This is a genomic window from Paraburkholderia sp. 35.1 (assembly GCF_050436525.1).
In the GTDB taxonomy this organism is placed as follows: Bacteria; Pseudomonadota; Gammaproteobacteria; order Burkholderiales; family Burkholderiaceae; genus Paraburkholderia; species Paraburkholderia tuberum.
The window spans coordinates 201,057-224,129 of the sequence record NZ_JBNDMJ010000001.1; the positions used below are offsets into that span (position 1 = coordinate 201,057).

Below are 23,073 nucleotides of genomic sequence, written 5' to 3' on the forward strand. Positions count from 1 at the left end.
GGCAATGGGCAGGCAACTGGCAGCAAGCGACTCAACGCCGGATCAGGAAATCATTGGTCGTGAGCCTTACGGGTCCGCCCGGGCTCAAACGGATCTTCCTCTCGGCGACCGCGATGATACGGCGCTGTCCATCGGCAAACGCCTTGAGCATGCGAATTTGGTCAGCGTCCGGGGGTAACCAGAATTGCGCTTCGAGCGCTTCCCGCGTGATCGCACAGGCAATCTCGCCGTGCTGACCGGACAGGCGAAATACGATCTCGCGTCGGTCCGCCGTCACATCGGTCACCAGTTCTATGATGTCCATGAAAGGTTCTGTCGCAGTAAGCGTGACGAGACGACAAATGTCAATATAATCAGTATTGCTTACATAACAAGTAAATAAAACTGCCGGGAAGCAGACAACGGGTCTTTGCCCACACATTTCATCTGTCCTTTCCTGATCATGTGCATTACCTCGATGCCGCCGAGAATGACCCTCGCACTGTGGAAATCCTTGAACCCTAGCATAGGACGGGTCCGGCGTTTGATAGCCCGATGGTCCTGTTCGACGATGTTATTCAGGTATTTGATCTGGCGGACCTTGATCGGCGTCTCGCGATCGGCATTCACCGCGTTCAACGCGGCCAGATTGGAGCCGCTTTTGTCGATGGTCACGGTCTCTGGCGCACCATTGTGGGCGATGGCTTTTTCAAAGAACCGCCGGGCTGCAACCTTGTCCCGCCTGGCCCTGAGCAGGAAGTCGATCGTGTCGCCCGCCTTGTCCACCGCCCGATAAAGATATTTCCACTCGCCTTTGATCCTGATATAGCTCTCGTCCATTCGCCAGCTTTTCCCAACCGGAAGCTTGTGCTTGCGGAACGTCTTTTCGAATAGCGGCAATAGCTTCCGTACCCAGCGGTACACCGTGGAATGATCAACCGCGATACCACGCTCGTCCATCATCTCCTCGAGATTGCGCAAACTTAACGAATAGGCGACGTACCATCGCACGCACAGCAAAATCACTTCAAGCGGGTAATGAAGCCGCTTCAGGACCTTGGCCAGGCCCGGGGCAAGCGTGGTTCGCGGTGTCTTCGTCTTCTTCATCAGACAGCTCAGAAATTTTGCTGCCCAATTTTAACCCGGCCCCTTACTGCAACAAAACCCCCCGAACTCGGCCGGGGAGCAGAACCATTTCGCCGCCGCTGCGCTATCGCTTCGACACGGTGAATTTCAAACCGTCGGTTTTGGGCGAAATTGACGCCGCTGCTAACACAGTCCAACAGTCCAACTAACTCGTGACACAAATCCGGCTAATCTAACTATTTCGTTCGGGTCTCGCGCCCAGTGTGTCCGAAAAAGTTAGCAAGTCATTGATTAATAAGAAGCCGCAGTCTAACTAATTCGATCTCCCTGCAGGAGTGTCGGGAAGCCGAATTCGTTGGACTAAGGAACGGTTGGCTAGACTCGAAAGCACGAAATTGACTGGACTGCCCGGAAACCGCGGATCGAAGGATCACCGGGCGGCGTAGTTCGCCGCCCCGGTACTGTGCTGATCGACGCTTCCTGCGGGAGGGCGAGAGACGCTTTACGTTAAGGGTTAATCGACGCCTGCCCTCATTCACATGGCTGCGCGCGTGCTGCGGCGCGTGCGGGCCGGTGTAGTGGTCAACTAATTTCGGAAAGGCAGATAGGTTCTTTCGCTGTCGGTTTCGCCTCGTAGGCGGCGGGCGACAGATAGCCCAGCGTGGAGTGCAAGCGCACCGGATTGTAGAAAGCGACGATGTACTGGTTGATATCGCGCCGAGCCTCATCGTGGTTGGCGTACCGACGCTGCCACACGCGCTCCTTTTTCAGGTTCAGGAAGAATCTTTCCATCACCGAATTGTCCCAACAATTTCCCTTGCGGCTCATGCTGCAAACCACGTGATGCTGCTTCAGCAAGGCCTGGTACTCATCGCTTGCATACCTGGCTGCCCCTATCCGAATGCAAAACCAGTCCCGGCGCTGGCCTACGCTGCTCCAGCGCCATCGTCAATGCCGATATGACCAGTCCAGCCGGCATGGTCGGGGCCATTGACCAGCCGACGACCCTGCGCGAGTACAAGTCCAGCACGACAGCCAGATAGAGCCAGCCCTGCGCCGTGCGGATATACGTGATGGCTACGACCATGACGCTGGCCGGCGGTGGGCAACTCGCCGGGCCAGCAACGCGCAGGTCAAACCGGATGGCTTCGGAGGAACAGGCTCCCGTTCAAAAAAACTTGACGGACCACCTCAGGGCGTCACTTGGCCGTACACCCAAGCAAAATGATTGTCTGTATCCAGTCCTGCAACGGTCACCGGATCTGCTAATCTCCCGACGAATTTTTCCGGAAATCAACCACGACGCTCGGTCAGTGCTACGAACGCGAAGGCTAGTATTTTGGCCATCGCGTTGCGTCGCCTTCTCCTCTTTGCCGCAAGTTCCGATGGGAACAAATGCGAGCGATCTTCCGCCGCAGAGTCGCTTAAAATCATCTTTTCGGCACTCTCCGAGGCCAATCATGCGCTCATGGCGGCTTGATCGTCCCAACCTCTCCGGCCATCTGGATCTGTCACGGGCAACGAGCCTGGTCTCGGCCATCGGGTCTAACGATGCGAACGCCTTCGCCGCGGAAGTTCTGAAACTCCTAGGGGACGCCGCAGGCATATCGCAGTGCACCGTCTTTGCTTACGAGTTCAACAATCGTCCTCGGACGGTCTCGGTCGCAGACCACCGTGGCGGTCGATATCTGAGCAACGTCGCGGATACCTACGCCAGGACTTTCTATGCGTTGGACGGAAATCAGACGATTATCTCCTCTGCCCGTCCTCAGAAGCTCGACTCGGCCGTCCTGCTCCACCAGCAGGCCATCGAAGACATCTCGCATGAAGGGTATCGAGCCGCTTGCTATCACCAGCCGGACGTTTCGGGCCGACTCTCCCTTTTGCTGCAGCCCTCGCAGGACATCTGGCTCTCCGTCAATCTCTACCGCGACCGCAGGCGCGGCCATTTCCACGCGAACGAGATCGCGCTGATTGAGGCCTTTGCGCCGCTCATCGCCCAGACCGCCAAGCATCATTACGTGCTATGCGGCCAGATTCAGACCGGCATTCCGCAACTGATGCTGGTGCGTATTCGAGGGATCTGCCCCGAGTTGTCGAAGCGCGAACTCGATGTCCTATGCGGCGTTCTGGAGGGCCGTACCGCGAAAGACATTGGAGAACTTATGGGCGTCAAAGCCTCCAGCGTCGTGACCTATCAAAAGCGGGCCTTTCGCCGCCTCGGCATTTCGAGCCAGCGTCAGTTGTTTGCCTTGTGCCTGGCTACCAGCCGAGAATGATCACGCACTGCGTCATCGCTCTGACCGTGCCCGCTCTTCTGCTTGCCTGGCACTGAGGGTTTTTCCTAATCCGTTTCACCCGTCAAGTCGTACCCATTTTGGGGACAGCGCGCGCGGGCGAATCTCCATACTCCACTCATCGCCATACCTCGCCGCCCTGACGAGCCTGACGCGATTGCATTGAGTGCTGCGGCGCTCGACATAGAGCTGAGTTTGGAGACGACCCGTATGGAAACGACCCCATTGGCTGACCGCAGTCCGCTTCCTGGCGGTCCGGCAAACGGTGCTGGATCTGGTGAATCGATGCGAGAGCAGCGTGTCATCGCCAAGGTCTCCCGGCACCTTCTGTGGTTTCTCTTCGTCCTGTTCTTCTTCTCGTTCATGGACCGGATCAATATCGGATTTGCCGGCCTTACCATGATGAAGGATCTCGGCCTCTCCGGCGTCCAGTTCGGTCTGGCGACCACGTTGTTTTATATTGCATACATCGCGTTCGGCATTCCCAGCAACATCGTCCTGGCGCGCATCGGCGCGCGGAAATGGATCGGGACTATCATGATCGCCTGGGGTCTGGCCTCTACAGCGACGATGTTCGCATCGAGTCCGGGAACGCTTTACCTGTTGCGAATCCTCGTCGGCGTGACCGAGGCGGGCTTTCTACCTGGCATCCTGCTTTACATGACATATTGGTTTCCGAGCGCATATCGCGCGAGGGCCAACGCTTTGTTCATGATCGCGATGCCCGTCACGGCCGCGGTCGGCTCCGCACTCTCGGGATACATTCTGGCGCTGGATGGAACGCTTGGCCTCAAAGGATGGCAGTGGCTCTTCTGTCTGGAGGGTCTGCCTTCGGCGATCCTGGGTCTGGTCGTATTCGGCTATCTGCGCGATGTTCCCGATAAGGCGAACTGGCTCACTGCCGATGAGAAGCGCACGCTTTCGAAGACCCTCGCGGCCGAGCACAACGCCGACCCCGTGCCGCATTCGCCCGCCACCGACGAAAGAAGCCTTCTGAGCGAGCTCTTCTCGCCAACGGTCCTCAAATTTGCGCTCGCTTATTTCTGTCTGGTCAACACGCTAGCAATGGTTGCCGTCTGGACGCCCCTGATCGTCAAAAGCTTCAGCGCTGACGCGAGCAACCGGACCGTCGGCCTGCTGGCCGCGATCCCGCAAATCTGCACGATCGTTGCAATGATCTGGTGGGGAAGACGCTCTGATCGCAAACAGGAGCGCAAATGGCACCTGATGTTGCCGATGCTGTTTTCCGCTGCTGGCTGGCTTTGCACCGCCTATTCCACCAACCCCGTGATTCAGATGTTAGGCATCTGCCTCGCGTCGGCGGGATCGTACACCGCCATGTCGATCTTCTGGACAACCCCTGATCACGCATTGAGCCTCCGGGCCCGTGCCGTTGGGATCGCAGTGATCAACGCGACCGGCAACATTGGGTCGGCGCTGAACCCCCTGGTCGTGGGATGGCTGAAGGATCTCACCCATAGCTTCTCGGCCGGCTTGCTCTATGCAGCGGCATTGCTCGTGATCGGCGCCATCGTGGTGGCAGTGCTGCCCGTTCAGCCCAAGCGCTCCCGCGACGCGGAACTATCTAGCAACGCACGTTAGTGCGGATTGCCCTAGTTGGGCGAATACGCCGATGGCGTTACGGCAGCATCGAGGTGCAGCTCATGCGTGGCCCCCCGCTTACCAGAATTCGTTAAGGAGCAACCGATGGAATTCAAAGCTTATCCCTTCACTGCAAAAAAGTACGCTGGCCAGATGCCGAATCTTGACAACGGCATCGAGACAAAGCGACATGCAGTGACGATCGTCGGCGGTGGCCCTGTCGGACTCGCCGTGGCACTTGGCCTCGCCAATCACGGCGTTCCTTCCGTATTGATCGAAGCCGATGATTCCGTGTGCTATGGCAGCCGGGCCATCTGTATCTCGCGTCGGAGCCTGGAAATCATCGAGCGCCTGGGTGCAGTGGACGGGTTTCTGAAGACCGGACTGCCGTGGACCGGTGGGCGCAGTTTTTATCGCGACACCGAAGTGCTGCACTTCAAGATGCCGCAGGACGACAACCAGAAACTGCCTCCGATGGTGAACGTCGCGCAATATCACATCGAACAGTTTCTCCTGGACGCCGCGCAACGGAAGTCTGATCTGATCGACATCCGCTGGCAGACCAAGGTGACCGCCATCGATTCGCGTACGGACGGCGCCATGCTTCGCCTCGCGACTCCCGAAGGCGACTATTCGCTCAATACGGACTGGGTGGTCGCCTGCGATGGTGGGCGCAGCACGATCCGCGAGGCATTGGGCTTGCAGCTCAATGGGACGAGCTACGAGGGCCGTTATGTCATCGTCGATATCGAGCTCGAGAGCGAGCGGCCGACCGAGCGTCTTGCCTACTTCGATCCATCGTCGAACCCGGGCTCCACTGTGCTGGTCCACAAACAGCCTGACAATGTCTGGCGCATCGATTACCAATTGCGGGACGGCGAGGACGCCGAACAGGCAGTCAAGCCTGAAAATGTCATGCCACGGGTGCAAAGCCTGTTGGACATGATGGGCGAACGTGGCGCCTGGGCACCCATCTGGATCACGATCTACAAGGCCAATGCCTTGACCCTGGAAAGCTATCGTCACGATCGCGTGCTGTTTGGCGGCGATGCAGCCCATCTGGTGCCGATTTTTGGCGTGCGCGGCGCGAATTCAGGAATCGATGACGCGGACAACCTCGCGTGGAAACTGGCGTTCGTCGTCCGTGGCCTTGCGTCCGAAGGATTGCTCGACAGCTATTCAGACGAGCGCGTCTTTGCGGCCCACGAAAACCTTAGCTACGGTACCAAGAGCACCGAATTCATGGCGCCGCCCTCATTCGCCTTCGAGTTGATGCGCAAGGCCGTATTGAGCCTGGCGATCAAGCATGAACGCGTGCGTTCTCTGATTAACCCGCGGCAGACTTCTGCCATCAGTTATACGGAGTCGCCGCTCAACACGCCTGAAGCACAGTCGGGCGCGTTTGAGGCTGGTCCTGCGCCGGGGGCCGTGTTGACCGAATGCCCACTGACGATCGTCGAGGGCGGCAGCGCGAGAGAGGCTCATCTGACGGAATTGATCACTCCAAGGTTCACCGCTCTGTACTTCAGCGAAGACGGACGCGTACCGGTGGAATTTGCCGAACTCGAAGCAACGCTTCAAGAGGAAAAGCTGCCTTTCAAGCTGATCCCCGTGACTTCGCATCTTCACCCCGAGACGAAAAATAATCACAACTGGGACCACACAGGTCGGCTGTTCGCCATGTACACCGCCAGACCCGGTACCGTATACCTGGTTCGCCCGGACGGCCATGTACTGGGACGCTGGCATGCGGCAGCGGCTGCAGATGTTGAGGCCGCCATCCACCACGCCCTTCAAATGTGATCACCAAACCGGTAAAGGAGAACGCCATGACCGACAGCGACCTCGACATCATTTATACCCGGCTGTGCAAGACCATGACTCAACTGGGTCGGCCGAACACTTCGCTTTTCCTCGCGCGCTTCGCCATGCTCGCGATCGACAGGATCAACGACCCCGCCGTCGCACTGAATTTAATCGACGACGCAAGCGAAGGAATGACTGAATCAGCGCCGCGGTAGGGTTCCAATCCACAAGCCCACCTCGTAGCACTTTTTCTGGCTTCCCATATCCTTCGCAGGAACGCGAAACAATGACCGTCAATTATCAAACCGGCTTCGCCAATGAGTTTGCCACCGAGGCGCTGCCGGGCGCCCTTCCCGTGGGGCGTAACTCTCCGCAACGCGTGCCTTATGGCCTATACGCAGAACAACTCTCAGGGACTGCATTCACGGCGCCGCGTCATAACAATCGGCGTTCGTGGTTGTACCGGATCCGGCCAGCGGCCATGCACTCGCCATTCCAGCATATCGAGAACTCGCGCCTGTTGAGCCGCTTCGACGAAGTACCCACGCCACCGGATCAGTTGCGCTGGGATCCCCTTCCGATGCCCGATGCACCGACCGATTTCGTGGCGGGCCTTGTAACCATGGCGGGCAACGGTGCGCCCGATGTAGGGCGAGGATGCGGTATCCACCTGTATGCCGCGAACTGTTCCATGACCGACCGGTTTTTCTACAACGCCGACGGTGAGTTGCTTGTCGTGCCGCAACAAGGACGGCTGCGCGTGGCAACCGAAATGGGACTGCTGGACGTCGAACCGCAGGAGATCGTCGTCATCCCGCGAGGCGTGCGTTTCCGGGTTGAACTGCCCGATGGCGAGGCGCGCGGCTACGTGTGCGAGAACTATGGCGCGCTGTTCAAGCTGCCCGACCTTGGCGTCATTGGCTCCAACGGCCTGGCGAATCCGCGTGATTTTCTGACGCCGGTCGCGTCGTATGAAGACCGGGAAGGCGACTTCGAACTGATCGCGAAGTTCGAAGGCAATCTCTGGCGCGCCCGGATCGACCACTCGCCGCTCGACGTCGTCGCATGGCACGGAAACTATGCGCCGTACAAGTACGACCTGCGGCGCTTCAACACGATTGGTTCAATAAGCTTCGACCATCCCGACCCCTCGATTTTCCTGGTGCTCCAGTCCCCCACTGATAACCCCGGCGTCGATTCGATCGACTTTGTCATTTTCCCGCCGCGTTGGTTGCCGATGGAAAACACATTCCGTCCGCCATGGTTCCACCGAAATTTCGCAAGCGAGTTCATGGGACTGATTCATGGCGCGTATGACGCGAAGGCTGAAGGTTTTGCGCCCGGCGGTGCGTCGCTTCACAACTGCATGAGTGGTCATGGCCCAGATGCCGAAACCTTCGCCAGGGCGAGCACCGCAGACACGACCCGGCCTGATCACATCACGAACACGCTGGCGTTCATGTTCGAAACGCCCGCCGTCATCCGGCCGACGCGCCATGCGCTCGAATCGTCGCAGCTCCAAGGCGAGTATTACCGGTGCTGGCAGGGCCTCAAGAAGCATTTCAACCCGGCACAAGCCTGATAGGACGTTGGAGAAATCACATGTCGTTGATCGACGAGACGCACAGCCCGGCTCTGAAAAGTTGGGTGGAACAGGCAAACCGACCGGGGAGCGATTTTCCGATCCAGAACCTTCCATTTGGTCGTTATCGACCGATGGGCACGGACGAGGACTTCAAGATTGGGGTAGCCATTGGCGACCAGATTTTAGATCTGCAGGGCACAGGCCTGATCGACGATCCGGACATGAACGCGTTGATGGCACTTGATTCAACAACTCGACTGGAGTTGCGTCGCGCCATTTCCCGAGGCCTTGCGCACGGCAGCGAGCAGCAACAAGCATGGTCGACGCTGCTTATCAACCAGAGCGCGGCGCAGATGGCAACGCCTTGCCGAATCGGAGACTACACAGATTTTTATACGGGCATTCACCACGCCATGTCTGTCGGCAAGCTGTTCAGGCCCGACCAGCCGCTGATGCCGAATTACAAATGGGTGCCGATTGGTTATCACGGTCGGTCTTCATCCATTCGCGTGAGCGGCCAGATGTTTCGGCGTCCGCGTGGGCAAACCAAAACGCCGGAGGCCGCGCAACCCACCTTTGGTCCCAGCCGACGACTGGACTACGAACTCGAACTTGGCTACTTCGTCGGTCGCGGCAACGATTTGGGGCAACCCGTCTCCATCGAAGACGCGGAGAATCATCTTTTCGGTGTGACACTGCTCAACGACTGGTCCGCGCGCGACATCCAGGCGTGGGAGTACCAGCCGCTCGGCCCGTTCCTGGCCAAGAACTTCGCGACAACCGTCTCTCCGTGGTTAATCACGACCGAGGCACTGGCACCCTTCCGCGCGCCGTTGACGCGTCCCGACGGTGACCCGCAGCCGCTCCCTTACCTCGACGCCGCCTGTAATCGCAAGGAAGGCGCATTCGACGTCACACTTGAGGTGTTGATCCTAACGGAGCGCATGGTCGGGTCAGGCTTCCCACCTCAGCGCTTGACGCTGGGCAACGCTGGCACAGCGGCCTACTGGACAGCGGCACAACTGGTGACCCACCACACGGTCAACGGCTGCAATCTCCAGCCCGGCGATCTGCTTGGTTCCGGTACATTGTCGGGCCCCGCCGCCAATGAGGCTGGCTCGCTACTCGAATTGACCGAGGGCGGCAGGCAGCCCGTCGTGCTGGCCAATGGCGAGCAGCGGACCTTCCTGGAGGACGGCGACACGCTGATTCTGCGTGGATGGTGCGAACGTCCCGGCGCGGTTCGCATGGGACTCGGCGAAGTCCGTGGCACCGTCCTGGCCTAAAAAGGAACCACCGATGACAGTTTCGAACAAGCCGGAAGCTGCGGTCTCAGATCGCGTCCTTTACACATATTTCCGCGGTTCTGCGGCGTACCGGGTGCGCATTGCGCTCAACCTGAAGGGTCTCGATTACCGTACAGTGCCCGTCCACTTGCTTCGTGGAGATAAAGTCAGTGAGGTTGACCCGGTTCGACGGATAGATTTGCAGTTGAGTCTAATGCGGTGTGGCACCTCCCGATAAGGTTGAATCGCGGGTTGTCCACGGCCGGGCGGCAGGTCGCCTGTCACGACCACGACGCTGCCCGGCGGTGGACAACCCGCGCGGCGATAAGCTTTGATCTTGCGCATGCAGGTTTTCGAATTCGAGCGGCGAACAGTAGCCGATGCTGCTGTGCAGGCGGCGTATGTTGTACCAGCTCTCGAGAAACGAGAACAGACGCCACCGTGCCTGTTCGTGGGTCGCGAAGTGTTCGCGACAGAGCAGTTCGGCTTCGAGCGTGCCGAAGAATGACTCGCACATCGCGTTGGAGTTCGCAGACAACTGCGCCCGTGAGTGACGTTGAAAGCCGACGTTTTCAGGTAACTCATCCGTACCATCCCCTTCATTTGCAAGAATTCGAACTGGTCCTTCACGCCCGGAACTGGCATGAGGACAGGGTTTGGTTTCACGACGCGAATGGCCGACTGCGGGCGCTGCCCGCCAGCTGGACGAGCGTCGTCGGCGAGGACCCATTCAACGTGGTCGCCGCCGGACGCGCCTTGTTTCGTGTGGAAGAACTGCTTGAACTGGGGCGTTTGATCGCGACGCTGGAGCCATGACAACGCAAGCACTGTAAAGCCAAATACGCCGCATGTGTAAATGCAATTACGCCTGACGTCGCCTTGTATTACGATCCGCTGTGCCAGAGATAATGCTTTGCTTTCCGGATGAAATCGATGATATTTCATAAATCGGCCTTGTATATCCTGACGTTTTGTACATAATTGTATTTACACTGACTTGCCCGCCTTCCTTGGAGTTCGTGCATGGCGACAGACCGACGCAAAGAGGACAAGCACCGCGCGCTGCGGGAACAGGCGAGCCTCAATCCGCGCTCCGATGCCGTGACTCATCCGCTGTTTCGCGACGGCGACTTCTTCGACCCGCACGATCTGCTGCAGGTCAAGTACGAGATGCTGCGCGCGGTGCACATCGACAAGTGGTCCATCAGCGAAGCCGCCAAGGCGTTCGGCTTCTCGCGGCCATCGGTCTATCAGGCCCAGGCGGCCTTCGAGGACGCGGGTCTGGCCGGTTTGATCCCCCACAAGACGGGCCCGCACAGCGGCCACAAACTGACACCGGCGGTGATGGAGTTTTTGAACCGGGCGCGGGTTGCCGAGCCGGCTGTGCGAGCGGAGCGACTGGCCAGCCTGGTGCACCAGAACTTCGGCGTACAGGTTCATCCGCGCAGTATCGAACGGCAGTTCCTGCGCCAAAAAAAACCGTAACGAAACCGTCTGTGTCATTGCCGGAGCGTGCGCTGTGCAATGACGGACTGGTCTCGCGTTATGAAGATCTGAGACAACAGGCACTTGGACTGCCGTGCGAGATTCCTCGCGGTCAGGGCCTCGTGCTGTTGATGCGCAGCGGCATGAGAGCGTGGATGCAGGCATGGGCGCAGTGCGCGACCACGGTTGTACGGCGGCAGCCGCCGCCGCCGGGTGAGGCAGAGATCGTCCCCTTCAAGCTGCATCAGGAGGCGACGATGATTCTGGCTTCAATGCTTCTATATGGGCGTCAGGAGGCAACAGCATGAAGAGCGATCCTCACCAGAAGGTCCAGGCGAGTCATCTGAAGCGCAACGCCTATCTGTATATCCGGCAATCCACATTGCGCCAGGTGTTCGAGAACACCGAGAGCACCAAGCGCCAATACGCTCTGCGCCAACGGGCCGTCGCCCTGGGGTGGTCCGAGGACCGCATTATTGTGATCGATAGCGACCTCGGCCAGTCGGGCGCTTCGTCGGCGGACCGGGAAGGCTTCCAGCGCCTGGTCGCCGAAGTCGGCGTGGGGCATGCCGGCATCGTGCTTGGACTGGAAGTATCGCGCCTGGCGCGCAACTCCACCGACTGGCACCGGTTACTCGAGATCTGCGCAATCACCGACACTTTGATCCTTGATGAGGATGGCGTATACGATCCTGCCCATTTCAACGACCGGCTGTTACTGGGGCTGAAGGGCACCATGAGCGAGGCCGAATTGCATGTGCTGCGCGCACGACTGCAAGGAGGAATCCTAAGCAAGGCGAGGCGCGGTGAGTTGCAGATGCGCCTGCCCGTCGGCTTCGTGTATAACGCCACGGGCACGGTCGTTCTCGATCCGGACCAGCAGGTCCAGCACTGTCTGAGGTGGCTGTTCGACACCTTCCGCGGTACGGGATCGGCGATGGCCACCGCACGCGCTGCGCATCACCTCGAGCTGGCGTTTCCGCGACGGTGCTGCAAAGGTCCACACAAAGGCGAACTGCTGTGGGGCAGTCTCGGTCACAGCCAGGTGGTGCGCATTCTGCACAACCCGAGGTATGCCGGCGCGTTCGTCTACGGTCGCACGCATACGCGCAGGACAGTCGATGGACGCACGCGTGTGATTCGCGCCCCGCGAGACCAGTGGGATACGCTGATTCTGGGTGCCCATGCCGGTTATCTGTCCTGGGAAGAGTACGAGCAGAACCAGAAGCGTTTGCATGAGAGCGCACAGGTGATCGGAGCCGACCGGCGCCGTGGCGCGCCGCGTGAGGGTCCAGCACTTCTTCAGGGACTCGTGGTCTGTGGTCGATGCGGGAACCGCATGACGGTCCGTTATCACAGCCGCCAGGGCGGCTTGTGTCCCGAGTACATCTGCCAGCGCGAAGGCATCGAACAGGCCGAACCGGTCTGCCAGCGCATCCACGGCGCGGCCATCGATGAGGCCATTGGCGAACTGCTCGTCGAAGCGCTCAATCCGCTTGCCATTGAGGTGAGCCTGGCGGTTCAGCACGAACTCCAGTCCCGCATCGAAGAAGCCGACCGTCTGCGTCACAAGCAGGTGGAGCGTGCCCAGTATGAAGCCGATCTGGCGCAGCGTCGCTACATGCGCGTCGACCCCGAGAACCGGCTGGTTGCTGACTCACTCGAAGCGGACTGGAACCATAAGCTTCGAGCGCTGACTGAGGCTAACGAGGACTATCGGCGTCGCCGCGAACAGGACGCGCGCATTCTGACGGACGAGCAGCGCGCCGTCATCGTCTCGCTGGCGTCCAACTTCCCCCGGCTATGGCGCGATCCCGCCACGCCCGACCGGGAACGCAAACGCATGATGAGGCTGCTTCTGGAAGACGTCACCCTGAACCGCGACCAGCAGGTTACCGCACACATCCGCTTCAAGGGCGGCGCTCACCGGACCCTCAGGCTGCCGTTGCCGCTGAAATCGTGGCAACGATGGATCACCCCCGCCGCGGTGATCGAGGAGATTGACGCATTGCTCAATCACCATACTGTCCTGCAGATCGCGAATATACTGAACGAACGTGGTACGCCGTCGGGCACGGGTAGGCCCTTCAATGCAAAAATGGTCGCGCGCCTGCAGCGTAACTACTGTCTGAAGCCACGCTATGACCGGTTGCGCGAAGCGGGTCTCCTGACGCTGCAGGAGATGGCCGACGCGCTGCACGTCACGCCGACGAGCGTAAAGATATGGAACCGTCGCGGACTCATCCGCGGTCACGCCTACAGCGACAAGAACGAGTGCCTGTACGACCCACCGGGCAATAACGCGCCCAGAAAGGCGATGGGCGTCAAGCTGTCCTGCCGGCGTCGCCACCCCGACGTCGTTTCTGATCGCCGCGAGGAGGTGTAGTGTGAAGCGCAAGCCTTGTCGTACGCGTCGCCGGCCGTGCCCATCGACGGTTGCACGCCAGCTTCGCGGCAGCGCCGCCCGAATGCAATGGACGTGTACTGGGCGGATTCAACCGGTCGTCGCAACACTAGATTATTGAACAGATTTTAGGTATTCGTCCAAGGCCTCCGCAGGCGTCTTCCAGCCGAGTGTTTTCCGGGGCCTGGTATTCAATGTGTTAGCAACGGCCTGGATCTCGCGAGCACTCCACCGGGACAGGTCTGTGCCCTTTGGAAAGTATTGTCGTAGAAGGCCATTGGTGTTTTCGTTCGTACCACGCTGCCATGGGCTGTGCGGGTCAGCGAAGAACACCTTCACGCCGGACTCGATCGTGAAGCGGGCGTGATCGGACAGTTCCTTGCCACGATCCCAGGTCAATGATCGCCACAACTGAGCAGGCAAGTCCGCCACGGTCTTCTTGAGTGCGTTGGCCATCGTAACAGCTCCGTAGCCGGCCAGCGCAGGCCCGTTTTTCGTGCGTGGAATTAGCCCATAGCCTTTCTCGCGAGGTAAGTGCACGAGCATCGTAAAGCGGCTTGATCTTTCCACCAACGTCCCGATGGCTGATCGGTTTAAGCCGATAATCAGGTCGCCCTCCCAATGGCCTGGCACAGCACGATCTTGCACCTCTGCAGGCCGGCTGGAAATCATCACCTCCTCGCTGACGTGCGCCCACGCCTTGGCACGCGCTCTCGCTCGGGGAACGCGCAACGCGCGCCCGGTGCGAAGGCAACCCACCAGCTCGCGCTTGAGCGCACCGCGCCCTTGAATATAGAGCGCTTGATAAATGGCTTCGTGAGAGATGCGCATAGATTCATCATCCGGGAAATCAGCTTGCAATCGATTGGCAATCTGTTCAGGTGACCAGCCGTTGACCCACTTTCGGTCACCGCGATGTGGTTTATTGCGCCCCTTGAACGGTGCCTGCCTGGGCCCCGCAATTTCACGACCATCAGCGTCATGTACCTTGCCCTCAAGGCGCTCCTGTACGTATTGGCGCAGCCGTGCGTTCGTCGCCAGCTTCGCTGGCTTTGGTCGTTTGGCGAACCGTTCCGCCTTCCACTGCGCGACCGAAGCACGATACTCGAGGCACCCACCACGGGTTGCCGCATTGCGTGTGAGTTCCCGCGAAACGGTTGACGGACTGCGTCCAAGACGCCGGGCAATTTCGCGTACCCCAAGACCTTGTACCGAGAGCAACGCTATATCTTCCCGCTCAGCGAACGACAAGTATCGACCAGCGATAGGTTTCGACATGAATAGTGGCATGCCGCCACGATAGCGGAACCAGCGCGAGCCTACCGCTTGAGATACGCCTACCGCCTCCGCTGCTTTCTCGCTTGTAATGCCCGTTGCGATCTGTTGCCAATACCGACGCTCCATCACATGTCCAAGTGATGGCGCACCCGGCGAGTACATCGCTTCTCGCCCTGTCAACCGATACACCTGCTTTGCACTTCGTCCCATGCAACACCTCCTCGATCAAAGGTGTTGCAACGACCGGTTGAATCCGCCTTGAGAGCCTTGATCGGAATGTAGAATTACACCTTCATGGCGTCGTTGCTGCAACGCCATGTCCAGGGCGCGTAGCATCAGTTCGGTGTACAGATGGTTGGACATCGCCCAGCCGATGATGCGACGGCTGAATACATCCAGCACAACCGCCAGATAGAGGAATCCTTCACCCGTGGGTACATAGGTCGCGTCTGCGACCCACAGCACGTTTGTCGCCTCGGCACTGAAGTGCCGGCGCACCAGATCAGGCGCACGCCGGGCGCCTGCGCGTGGCCGTGTGGTGCGCGGCCAGCGCCGCCGGCTTGCCCCGCACAGACCCGCCATACGCATCAGGCGCGCCACCCGCTTGCGCCCCACGTGTATGCCTTCGCGCGCGAGTTGCGCATGAATACGCGGTGCCCCATACGTGCCGCGCGAGCTTGCATGGAGCGTGCGGATATGCGCGAGCAGTTGCGCATCGCTACGCGTGCGCATCGCGGGCTCCCGCACCAGCCATGTGTAATAGCCGCTCGTCGAGACGCCGAGCAGCCGTGCCATCATCGCGATGGGCCAGCGGGCCCGGTTCGCTTTCATGAATCCGTACCGCCCTTCGGTGGAATGGATCCCGTCTCCCTCGCGAACCAGGCTGCCGCGTGAGAGAGTATGTCGCGCTCCATCTTCAGTTGCCGGACTTCGCGACGCAACCGTGTGAGCTCCTGGCGTTCGGCTGTGGTCAGACCGTCATGCCGCACACCTGTGTCGCGATCAGCCTGCGCCACCCAGTTGTAGATGGTCTGTGCAGTCGGCTCGAACTCCTTTTCCAGTTCCTCCGGCCTGCGCCCGGCCTTCACCAGCCCGACCATTTGCGCCCGAAATTCCGCCGGGTACGGGGTACGATGCTTGCCCATAATCGGCACCTCCTTCTCCAAAGGATAGATGTGCGTTTTTCTGGGTCAACTTCAGCGCGAGCACGGACAAACCGCACATCGGGGCCGGGCGAAAGCGCCCAAGGCTGGCCGGCCGCCGACCACGCACATCGCTTGCGCACCACGGGAAGTCTGGTGCTGGGATATGACGTATTTGCCCGCCGAGGTTGCCGGTCAATGGTTTTACCTGTACCTGATCCTCGACCTGTACAGCCGCAAAATCGTGGGATGGGAGGTACACGAGCGCGACGATGCCAGCCATGCTGCCCATCTGGTGCGGCGCACAGCGCTGGCCGAGGGCATCGCCACTCTGGCAGACAAGCCGGTGCTGCACGGAGACAACGGCTCCACGCTCAAGGCCACGACCGTGCTGGCCATGCTTCACTGGCTTGGCGTGAAGCCATCGTACTCGCGCCCACGCGTCAGTGACGACAACGCCTATGCCGAGGCACTGTTCCGCACGGCCAAGTACCGCCCGGAGTTCCCCAACACGGGCTTCACCGATCTCAATGCTGCACGCGACTGGGCGAGCGAGTTCGTGCATTGGTACAACTTCGACCACCGCCACAGCAGCATCCGCTACGTCAGCCCGGCGCAGCGCCATGACGGCGACGATCACGTGATCCTCGCGGCGCGTCACGAGGTATATGTCCAGGCGCGGGAACGCAACCCCGCACGCTGGTCAGGCTGCACGCGAGACTGGACGCCGATCGGCGCCGTCACTCTCAATCCGGAGCGCGAGTCAGTCGTCACGATGGCTTCGCATGCCACACTTAAACAGCCTTTGGCTGCATGACTGAGGCGACAAGTACCTTGACACGCGCCGTAGGTCAGAAAGCTATTTTCCGTGGAGAAATGCTCGATCGCGGCACGGCACATTTTGCAGGGCTTGAGCGTTGAGTAGATTCGACATGCCAAGCCTGCAACGTCGAACCCTACGCCTACTTCGTGCACGTACTCACCGAACTACCGCAGCGCGAACCGCATGCCGACGTGACTGACCTCCTGCCGTTCAACTACGCAAAGCTCACCGCAGCCGCTCGTTGAGCTTGATCTGGCCGACGCATTCGAAGCGCCTTGCCGATCGATGCGCTGCCGTATTGCATGTCGCCTTCCGTATTTCCCTATGAACTCGGTGTGCTAAATCGCGCGCTTACCATTGATCACGCGCGAGCGTGAACTTTACGCCCTGTTCGATTTCTCGCGCTTCACCTCGCGGCGTCTCCTGCAGTTCGGTTTCTTGATGGGCCACGCGCCGGTCGTAAAATTCCAGGTCGAAACCACCGAAGTGATTTGCAAGGTCTTGACCGTAGTCATTTGAACCGGGATGTGTGTTGGACTGTGATTTAAAAGAATAGCTCATATCATTTACCGTAACTGAGTGCGCCCTCTTCGTCAGACACTTGAAGAAATGCCTGCAATCGCGCGAAGTCGCCCAAGTCCCGACGCTGCGCCGATATCGCCTGCACAGACGCGGACAGGACCATGATCGGCTTGAATGCGAACTTCGTTATTGCACGATCAACAGCATGGCAAATAATGCACCCCGAATGTCGCTACAAACTCGGCTGAATGACAAACCGATTTAAGACATAGTAACCTTTTTGTCGTTCCCCCCGCGTCACAATGGTTGTCGCCTGGATAAAATTGGAATCTGGGGGCGATAAAGAGAGAACAAGTTGGCGCGTTACGGAAAGACATTCAAGGACAGAGCGGTGGCGCGGTTGCTGCCGCCGGAGAGCGCATCAGTGGAAGAGGTTGCGCGAGAGATCGGTGTGGGCGCGCAGACGCTGGAGCGCTGGCGCAGTGATGCGCTGTCCATGCCCGCTCGCGAGCGGGCATGGACAGCGGCCGCGCGTTTCGAAGCGGTGTTGAGCACGGCAGCGATGGACGAGACGGCCCGCAATGCATGGTGCCGCGAGCATGGCGTGTATCCGCAGGAACTGGCGCAGTGGCGGCAAGCGGCCACGCAGGCGCTGGCCGAGCCCGAAGAGGCCCGTGCGAGTCCACAGCAAACGAAGCAGGACCAGCGTCGCATCAAGGAACTGGAACGCGAACTGCGGCGCAAGGAGAAAGCACTGGCCGAGGCAGCCGCATTGCTGGTTCTTTCAAAAAAACTCGGGGCGATCTTCAACACGGACAAGGGCGAGGACGAATGATCGGCCTCGAAGATCGCCAGCTCCTGGCCCGGGAAATCGATTCGGCAAGACTGGCTGGCGCACGGTTGCGCCTGGCCTGCGAGGTGGCCATGCTGCACTGGCTGGGTGTCAAGCCGTCGTACTCGCGCCCCCGTGTCAGCGACGACAACGCCTACGCCGAGGCGCTGTTCCGAACCGCGAAGTACCGGCCGGAGTTTCCGGTCACAGGCTTCGAGGACCTGAACGCTGCTCGCACCTGGGCTGCCGGCTTCGTGCAGTGGTACAACTTCGAGCATCGTCATAGCGGCATCCGCTACGTGACGCCTGCGCAGCGTCATGCCGGCGACGATCGTGCGCTTCTCGTGGCACGTCACGCACTGTACGCGAAGGCGCGCGCGTGCAATCCGGCCCGCTGGTCGCTTCACACGCGCAACTGGACACCGGTTGGTGCCGTGACGCTTAACCCCGAACGCGACTCAGTCGTCGAGATGGCGTCGATCAGCGCAAATAAACAGCCTCTGGCTGCATGAGTGAGGCGACAACTTGCTTGACGCGCGCCGCGTTTGTTCGGGAATATCGCGAGATACTTACACAAAAAAGAGCTACGTTGCCGAAGCAGCGTAGCTAAATCCCTCACTTCAAAATCCGAATTCAGACCAGATCAGCAGCATCTGGTTTGAAAATTTTGGACAACTTCTTCCAGTCGCTGATGCGGCCAATCGTCGTCTTGAACGTCATCATCGGAAGGTAGTAGCGGATATACCAGACCAACAGCACCAGGTTGATGTAGAGACACCCGACACCCATGTATGGCGTGAACATCTTATCGAAACGATGGTTCAGGATGATTGCGTTGTACCAGACCACAAACGACACCGGCAGCAGGACCAGTAGGCCGATCGGCACGAAGAGGCCAAGCACGAGAGACAGGCCGCCCAAGATCTCAAGCGTCTTCACGATGTGGAAGAAGTGCGTGTGAACCATCGTGACAAGCAATTCATTCGACGCATGGAGCGTGCCGAACGGCTGCGGAAAGATTGGTCCCATCCCGAGTACGGTGCGCCAATAGCTGGTGCCGCTCACCACCATCCAACCGCCGAGATACAGGCGACAGAAGGTCAGAATGACTTTGCCGACGAGTTGAGCCGTCGTCCTATGATCATCGTTAGACATATATGCTTTCACCGTTTTGTTTACGACCCGCTTATTTGGAGGCCTGCTTTTGCGCGGCAACCTCAGTGTTCGCCGCCTGTTCTTGCACCGGAGCCGTGAGACGATCACGTCGAATGATCCAGCCCGACCCGTCGAGCTCGAATACATCAACGACGTCTTGTGCGGCCTGACCGCGCGCGGCGCCAATCGTGTGGTAGACAGCGACGTCAAAGCCTTCAACGATAACCTTCTTCACGTGATCGGGGATCGGCTCGCCATCCTGGTGATCGTCGGTCTGGGGCGCGGTATCGATCGCTTTAGCCGAGAAGTATTCCTTGTAGGCCTCGCTCCCATGGCCCTGCGCATAGGCCATGTCCATAAATTCGTGAACGACCTCATGGGGAAGTTTGCCGGTGCCTGCGTGCCACTTCCAACGGGGATCCGAATGGAGATCGTGCGCAATCCAGCCGACGAAAATGAATCCGACAAGCATTGCTGCTACACGTCCCGTCCAACTATCGAGCCATCCATCTGCTTGCGCGATGAACTCGGGCGACGAAAGACCACCCTGAATGTTTGACATCCTTTCTCCTTGGCACATTGCAATAGGAACCTTGGGCCCGCTGCCCCGGTCCGCGTTTTGTATTCAATTTAGCATATCTAATGCTATAGGCAAACAAGAAGCCTTGTAAACGTGGGGAAAACCCGATTTTGACTTACGACCCTAAGAAATGATCCCTATTGCACATTACTTTGGATCGCTAAGTAACAAAGTCATGCCAAATGGATCACGCGACTGTCATCTAGTGGATACCCTTAAGCAACATTTTTGTGTTTTTCCACACAACTTATGCAACAAAGAATATCATTTTGAATTCGTACACCCCATATCTCGGCGTGTCACGGTGGGTCGGCAGCCCGCCCTACGACCAATATCAAATTTTTGGAGGCTCCAGTGCGTAAACTTATTACCTGCGGCGCAATTGCCGCAGCAGCATTCGCGCCGATGATGGTTCAAGCGCAGCAGAGCAGTGTCACACTGTATGGCGTGGCCGATGTGTTCATGGGTTATTTTGCCAACTCCAATGGGCAGCACGTCATCAGCATGAACAGCGGTGGTGCAGGTGGTTCGCGCTGGGGCTTGAGGGGCCAGGAAGATCTCGGTAACGGTCTATCGGCAATCTTCACCCTCGAAAGTGGCTTCAATATCAACAACGGCACCTCAGGCCAAAGCGGCCGTCTGTTCGGTCGTCGTGCGTTTGTCGGCCTGCATAGCGCACAGTACGGCGAGTTGATCGCCGGTCGCCTCCAGACGATGGGTTACGATTGGGGTGGCACGTTCGACCCGATCCTGCTCGCGCCGGGATCCCCGCTGGGTTCGATCGGCGGTGAGAATCCGCGTCCGTGGCTGTTCAACATGCTGCAAGACCCGGCACGGTCGGACAATACGATTCAGTACACGAGCCCGACATTTCGCGGCTTGACCGGCACGCTAACCTATTCTTGGGGTGATCCCTCCGATCCACTGACGGCTCAAGCCTACCAGCGGCACTTCGAGCTCGCGACGCTGCGGTATGAAAACGGCCCCCTGATCACGGAATACGGTTTCGGCCATAGCCTTCAGAACCAAGCTGCCGTGGCTCGCAATACGTACGAAAATGTCCTTGGCATCCGCTACAACCTGAATTTCATGGAATTGTATGCCTCGGGCCAAATCCGTACCAACGATCCAGGCTTCGTTGACAAGGGGTGGCAGGTTGGCTTCACGGTCCCGACCAGCCCTTTCGGCACGGTCCGCGTCTCGTATGGCGAGCTGAGCGACCAGAATCTCACTGCGAGCGGCACACAAATCACGACGCCGGTTAAAGTCGGAGACTGGTTCATCCGTTCCGCTGCTATCGGCTACACCTACTCGGTTTCGAAATCCACTATGTTCTATGGCTTCGTCAAGAAGCTCTGGAATAGCGGTATCGCAAGTCAGTCGATTTACCCCCCGGGGGGCTTGGCTACTACCGGTCAGCACTCGAATGTGACGGCTATCGGTCTGGGCATGTCGACGCGCTTCTGAGCGTAGTTGCTGTTGCAATTGAAAACCCGCCGAACGAACTGACCCCGCGAAGTCGGACAGTTAAAATCTGGCGGGCCATCAAGGCCTGAGTCCTTTTCTGAATAGGACTTAGGCCATTAGTTTTTCCTGACGCGTTCGTGGTTGTTGTAGTGGATGTATCTATCCAGCGCGCGTGCAATTGACCGGCGCACGCAAAACGTTCGAGCCCGGCGGATTCAGACTGAGCGCGCCGAAGAGGCTTTCCATGACCGCCTTATCGAGGCAATCGCCCTTGCGGGACATGCTTTGCACGTGGCTGCGGCGGTCCTGCAGTTGACGATAGGCTGACGTGCAGCGGTGTCAGCACTGGTCTGAACGCTGCAGTGGCCACTCCTTGCGTGGGAGTGCGGTCTGTGCGTTCTTCAACCTCCGCTGGCCAGTTCGTAGCTGAGTCGCTGATCCATCCGGAAGCAACGATTTCTCCGTTGTATGAATCCATCACCGGCGACACATAGAAGCTTCGGCCCGTCGACGTTAAAGCCTGCTACATCGGAACCCACTTCTGGACGGGCCACCGGCGCGGTACTTGATCAACTGTCCAGCCTGCCGGATCGCCTCCATGACATGCACATCGCCGTAACGCGCCCGTGATGATCATAGACGCTCCGGAGCTCGACTCTGAGGTCCACGTACGGGACGCTCATCCCCAGAGTAGCGTCCCTGAAAAGGCTCGATGCGCTGCTGCAGGCAAAGCACCGACGGCCTAAACCGGGCATCGTGGCCAATGACCTTAGTGCACTGGCCGGCCAGGCGATGTTCCCGGTAGCTCGCCCCCGGGTCGGATCGCCCTGCCACCCATGCCATAACGCGCGGCCGACGTTCGTGTGCTCGCGCCCGGCTCCAGATACCACTGAACTATCTGCCGCCGAAACTGCTCGTTGTACTTTGCATCCAAAGGTCGGATCAATATCCAACTATACGGGCGCGGTTCACGCGAGCGGTCTTTCCAGTCGAGGATCGCCGCGGTCAATGGCGCGCGCCACCCGCAGGAGTGGCAGTCTCTGCACGCCGTTGTGCGACGATCGCGCCTGCGCGTAACGCGCTTTCAGGGTAGTGGGACCAATCGTCGGACTGATCGTAGCCCGCCCGCTGCCATTCGATCACCTCGGCGCGCACCTGGGCGCGCGTCAGCGGCGCTGTGGAATCGTACGGTTGGGCGAGCGCCGCAACGGACGCAAAGCAGCACGCTGCGGCAAGGGCGCCGAGCGCAATACGCGGAAGAGAGGTCATGGCAAGGCCTTTTTTATCGGGGATATCCCTGAGAGTATAGGCGCTGTCTTGACAAAAAAAAGGCAGATCGAAACAACATTCATTCTGCCTGATGTGTACCGGCGAGACCCTCGAAATGTGGTTCCAGCAAGCGGCGCGCCGACGTGGTGCCCTACTTCCTGCGCCGCCGAAGCAAGCTTCGACAGACCGCCGGCTTCGCCGCAGTCCTGCGTCCAGGCGTGAATTTGGACCTTGCGGCCATGGCCGGCCCGAGGTGTTTGATGGATCGCCTAGCATCGAGCCACGCCGCAATTGTCAAAGGAATACGCGGCGCAATCTTCTGGCTGCCGTCCATCACAAAGGGACGTGAAGGGCGGGAAGCCCGCGTCGCGTCTTCAGTGCGGCGGAGTGGATGTCGGGCACCGTCGTCGCTTCTTCACGACATGCGACGTTATGGAAAACGTCGGGACGCTTGAAATCTGCTTCGCCAGTTTCG

Annotated in this window: 22 protein-coding genes and 5 pseudogenes; 16 read left to right on the forward strand and 11 right to left on the reverse strand. The window is 59.2% G+C overall.

All coding sequences use genetic code 11. The features are described from left to right. Positions 1-31: 31 nt before the first annotated feature. The 3 genes and pseudogenes from OKW27_RS01100 to OKW27_RS01110 form a co-directional block, all read right to left on the reverse strand. Positions 32-304, reverse strand: coding sequence for a DUF1488 family protein (locus OKW27_RS01100; RefSeq protein ID WP_429332261.1), 273 nt, complete (start codon positions 302-304; stop codon positions 32-34). 59 nt (positions 305-363) lie between these two features. Next, positions 364-1,086 (reverse strand): IS6 family transposase, encoded by a 723-nt coding sequence (locus OKW27_RS01105; RefSeq protein WP_429332249.1) that lies wholly within the window; start codon positions 1,084-1,086, stop codon positions 364-366. Positions 1,087-1,647: 561 nt separating this feature from the next. Continuing rightward, a pseudogene (locus OKW27_RS01110) lies at positions 1,648-2,164 on the reverse strand (IS3 family transposase); the annotation flags it as partial. A 361-nt stretch (positions 2,165-2,525) separates the two neighbouring features. Between OKW27_RS01110 and OKW27_RS01115 the strand changes: the two are divergent. From OKW27_RS01115 to OKW27_RS01145, 7 genes and pseudogenes are all read left to right on the forward strand, one after another. Then, positions 2,526-3,344: a LuxR C-terminal-related transcriptional regulator gene (locus tag OKW27_RS01115; protein WP_018420249.1), complete on the forward strand. Its 819-nt coding sequence runs from the start codon at positions 2,526-2,528 to the stop codon at positions 3,342-3,344. A 228-nt stretch (positions 3,345-3,572) separates the two neighbouring features. Continuing rightward, the gene (gene hpaX, locus OKW27_RS01120) at positions 3,573-4,964 is read left to right on the forward strand and encodes a 4-hydroxyphenylacetate permease (RefSeq protein WP_429332262.1); all 1,392 of its coding nucleotides are present in this window, start codon (positions 3,573-3,575) and stop codon (positions 4,962-4,964) included. A 105-nt stretch (positions 4,965-5,069) separates the two neighbouring features. After that, on the forward strand, positions 5,070-6,767 hold the full coding sequence (locus tag OKW27_RS01125) for an FAD-dependent oxidoreductase (RefSeq protein ID WP_429332263.1): 1,698 nt from the start codon (positions 5,070-5,072) through the stop codon (positions 6,765-6,767). 26 nt (positions 6,768-6,793) lie between these two features. Then, complete coding sequence (locus tag OKW27_RS01130; RefSeq protein ID WP_429332264.1) at positions 6,794-6,985, forward strand: hypothetical protein; 192 nt, start codon at positions 6,794-6,796, stop codon at positions 6,983-6,985. Between the two features lie 71 nt (positions 6,986-7,056). Next, positions 7,057-8,352 (forward strand): homogentisate 1,2-dioxygenase, encoded by a 1,296-nt coding sequence (gene hmgA / locus OKW27_RS01135; protein ID WP_429332265.1) that lies wholly within the window; start codon positions 7,057-7,059, stop codon positions 8,350-8,352. Between the two features lie 20 nt (positions 8,353-8,372). Further along, a complete protein-coding gene (fahA, locus tag OKW27_RS01140) occupies positions 8,373-9,641 on the forward strand; it encodes a fumarylacetoacetase (RefSeq protein ID WP_429332266.1) in 1,269 nt (422 codons plus the stop codon). 13 nt (positions 9,642-9,654) lie between these two features. Next, positions 9,655-9,801 (forward strand): annotated as a pseudogene (locus OKW27_RS01145) (maleylacetoacetate isomerase); the annotation flags it as partial. A gap of 51 nt (positions 9,802-9,852) precedes the next feature. Here the strand turns inward: OKW27_RS01145 and OKW27_RS01150 are convergent. Continuing rightward, entirely contained in the window at positions 9,853-10,158 is a 306-nt protein-coding gene (locus OKW27_RS01150) for an IS3 family transposase (RefSeq protein ID WP_429332821.1), read from the reverse strand. 29 nt (positions 10,159-10,187) lie between these two features. Between OKW27_RS01150 and OKW27_RS01155 the strand changes: the two genes are divergently transcribed. The 4 genes from OKW27_RS01155 to OKW27_RS01170 all read left to right on the forward strand — a co-directional run bounded on the left by OKW27_RS01155 (position 10,188) and on the right by OKW27_RS01170 (position 13,512). Beyond that, entirely contained in the window at positions 10,188-10,457 is a 270-nt protein-coding gene (locus OKW27_RS01155; protein ID WP_090812730.1) for a DUF5372 family protein, read from the forward strand. Between the two features lie 207 nt (positions 10,458-10,664). After that, positions 10,665-11,126 (forward strand): helix-turn-helix domain-containing protein, encoded by a 462-nt coding sequence (locus OKW27_RS01160; protein WP_090812729.1) that lies wholly within the window; start codon positions 10,665-10,667, stop codon positions 11,124-11,126. A gap of 11 nt (positions 11,127-11,137) precedes the next feature. Beyond that, entirely contained in the window at positions 11,138-11,434 is a 297-nt protein-coding gene (locus tag OKW27_RS01165; RefSeq protein ID WP_176079011.1) for a hypothetical protein, read from the forward strand. Next, positions 11,431-13,512: a recombinase family protein gene (locus OKW27_RS01170; protein ID WP_429332267.1), complete on the forward strand. Its 2,082-nt coding sequence runs from the start codon at positions 11,431-11,433 to the stop codon at positions 13,510-13,512. The genes OKW27_RS01165 and OKW27_RS01170 overlap by 4 nt, the downstream gene beginning before the upstream one ends. Positions 13,513-13,644: 132 nt before the next feature. Here OKW27_RS01170 and OKW27_RS01175 read toward each other — a convergent pair whose 3' ends face one another. From OKW27_RS01175 to OKW27_RS01185, 3 genes are read right to left on the reverse strand one after another with little or no spacing between them, the layout of a single operon-like run. After that, the gene (locus tag OKW27_RS01175; RefSeq protein ID WP_167368848.1) at positions 13,645-15,018 is read right to left on the reverse strand and encodes an IS30 family transposase; all 1,374 of its coding nucleotides are present in this window, start codon (positions 15,016-15,018) and stop codon (positions 13,645-13,647) included. Positions 15,019-15,033: 15 nt separating this feature from the next. Next, positions 15,034-15,639: an IS3 family transposase gene (locus OKW27_RS01180; RefSeq protein ID WP_429332268.1), complete on the reverse strand. Its 606-nt coding sequence runs from the start codon at positions 15,637-15,639 to the stop codon at positions 15,034-15,036. Next, entirely contained in the window at positions 15,636-15,953 is a 318-nt protein-coding gene (locus OKW27_RS01185; protein WP_429332140.1) for a transposase, read from the reverse strand. Before OKW27_RS01185 ends, OKW27_RS01180 begins: the two co-directional genes overlap by 4 nt. Before the next feature lie 55 nt (positions 15,954-16,008). Between OKW27_RS01185 and OKW27_RS01190 the strand changes: the two are divergent. After that, a pseudogene (locus OKW27_RS01190) lies at positions 16,009-16,767 on the forward strand (transposase); the annotation flags it as partial. Positions 16,768-16,880: 113 nt separating this feature from the next. After that, positions 16,881-17,018: pseudogene (locus tag OKW27_RS01195) on the forward strand (transposase domain-containing protein); the annotation flags it as partial. A gap of 106 nt (positions 17,019-17,124) precedes the next feature. On the opposite strand, the gene OKW27_RS01200 reads toward OKW27_RS01195, so the two are convergent. Further along, positions 17,125-17,334, reverse strand: coding sequence for a hypothetical protein (locus OKW27_RS01200; RefSeq protein WP_184062782.1), 210 nt, complete (start codon positions 17,332-17,334; stop codon positions 17,125-17,127). A gap of 352 nt (positions 17,335-17,686) precedes the next feature. Between OKW27_RS01200 and OKW27_RS01205 the strand changes: the two genes are divergently transcribed. Both OKW27_RS01205 and OKW27_RS01210 read left to right on the forward strand, forming a co-directional pair. Beyond that, positions 17,687-18,130, forward strand: a complete 444-nt coding sequence (locus tag OKW27_RS01205) for a transposase (protein WP_429332269.1) — start codon at positions 17,687-17,689, stop codon at positions 18,128-18,130. Positions 18,131-18,222: 92 nt separating this feature from the next. Next, positions 18,223-18,639 (forward strand): annotated as a pseudogene (locus tag OKW27_RS01210) (integrase core domain-containing protein); the annotation flags it as partial. 121 nt (positions 18,640-18,760) lie between these two features. Here the strand turns inward: OKW27_RS01210 and OKW27_RS01215 are convergent. Further along, complete coding sequence (locus OKW27_RS01215; RefSeq protein ID WP_429332270.1) at positions 18,761-19,282, reverse strand: DoxX family membrane protein; 522 nt, start codon at positions 19,280-19,282, stop codon at positions 18,761-18,763. A 31-nt stretch (positions 19,283-19,313) separates the two neighbouring features. Then, on the reverse strand, positions 19,314-19,844 hold the full coding sequence (locus OKW27_RS01220; RefSeq protein ID WP_429332271.1) for a hypothetical protein: 531 nt from the start codon (positions 19,842-19,844) through the stop codon (positions 19,314-19,316). A 372-nt stretch (positions 19,845-20,216) separates the two neighbouring features. Between OKW27_RS01220 and OKW27_RS01225 the strand changes: the two genes are divergently transcribed. Then, a complete protein-coding gene (locus tag OKW27_RS01225; protein WP_429332272.1) occupies positions 20,217-21,329 on the forward strand; it encodes a porin in 1,113 nt (370 codons plus the stop codon). 1,005 nt (positions 21,330-22,334) lie between these two features. On the opposite strand, the gene OKW27_RS01230 is transcribed toward OKW27_RS01225, so the two are convergent. Further along, a complete protein-coding gene (locus OKW27_RS01230) occupies positions 22,335-22,598 on the reverse strand; it encodes a DUF4148 domain-containing protein (protein ID WP_184062786.1) in 264 nt (87 codons plus the stop codon). Positions 22,599-23,073 lie beyond the last annotated feature (475 nt).